The organism is Streptomyces sp. NPDC057428, assembly GCF_042803195.1.
GTDB lineage: Bacteria > Actinomycetota > Actinomycetes > Streptomycetales > Streptomycetaceae > Streptomyces.
In genome coordinates this window covers 1-1,347 of sequence record NZ_JBHVCT010000227.1, presented here as the reverse complement: position 1 = coordinate 1,347, position 1,347 = coordinate 1, and the positions used below count along the sequence as shown (strand labels likewise).

Here is a 1,347-nt window from a genome sequence, read left to right as displayed (position 1 = left end):
TCAGAGAACTTGGCCGCCCGGAACCCCGCGACGACTCGACCGCTAATTGGGAGACGCGACGCGATCGCTTTGTAGGACAACGTCGGCGAGGTCGTCTGCTGGGTTGGTGTACGACGAGCTGACGGAGGTGGCCGTGCCCGAGATCTGTGCCGGAGTGGACATCGGCAAGGAACATCACCACTGCGTGGTGATCGACGCCCAGGGCAAGCGACTGCTGTCGCGTCGGATCCTGAACGACGAGGCTGAACTGCTCCAGCTCATCGCTGATGTACTGGAGCTGTCGCGGGATGTGCTGTGGGCGGTGGACATCAACCACGGCGGGGCCGCGCTCCTGCTCGGTCTGCTGGTCGGCCACGACCAGCACGTCACCTACATCACCGGCCTGGCCATCCACCGCGCATCGGCCGGCTACCGGGGCCAGGCCAAGACCGACGCGAAGGACGCCTTCGTCATCGCCGACCAGGCCCGCATGCGCACCGACCTCGGTGTCCTGCGGCCCGGCGACGAGATATCGGTCGACCTGCGCACGCTGGTTTCCCGCCGCACCGATCTGGTCTGCGACCGAACCCGGCAGATCAACCGACTGCGCGCCCAACTCCTGGAAATCTTCCCTGCGTTGGAACGCTCGTTGGACGTGACGAAGAAGGGGCCGGTCCTGTTGTTGACCGGCTACCAGACCCCGGCCGCGATCCGTCGCGCCGGCGCCTCCCGGATCGCGACATGGCTGAAGAACCGTAAGGTCCGCAACAGCGCGGCGCTGGCCCGGACCGTCGTCGAGGCCGCCGAGGCCCAGTTCACCGCACTGCCCGGCGAGAAACTCGCGGCCACCATGGTGGCCCGCCTGGCGAAGGGGGTGATGGCCCTCGATGAGGAGATCACCGAGCTCGAAGCTTTTATCGAGGCTCGGTTTCGCGAGCACCCACACGCCGAGGTGATCCAGAGCCTGCCTGGCATGGGCACCATGCTGAGCGCGGAGTTCCTCGCTGCGACCGGCGGCGACATGGACACCTTCGGCACCGCCGACCGCCTGGCCGGCTACGCCGGCCTCGCACCCGTCCCCCGCGACTCCGGACGCGTCAGCGGCAACCTCCACCGCCCTCGCCGCTATCACCGCGGCCTGCTCCGCGCCTTCTACCTCTCCGCCTTCGCCAGCCTCCGGGGCTGCCCGGCCTCGAAGCGGTTCTACGAGCGCAAGCGGGCCGAGGGCAAGGGACACAAGCAGGCGCTGCTGGCGCTCGCCCGACGCCGGGCCAACGTCCTGTGGGCCATGATCCGCGACGGAGCGTGCTACCAAGCCACACCACCAGTCACGGCAACGGCTTGACAACGTCATTGGGAAGTTCTCTA

At 67.9% G+C, this 1,347-nt stretch carries 1 protein-coding gene; it reads left to right on the top strand.

All coding sequences use genetic code 11. The annotated features are described in order from the left end of the window. Window positions 1-127 precede the first annotated feature (127 nt). Entirely contained in the window at window positions 128-1,324 is a 1,197-nt protein-coding gene (locus ACFU5K_RS31915; protein ID WP_384068247.1) for an IS110 family transposase, read from the top strand. Window positions 1,325-1,347: the final 23 nt, after the last annotated feature.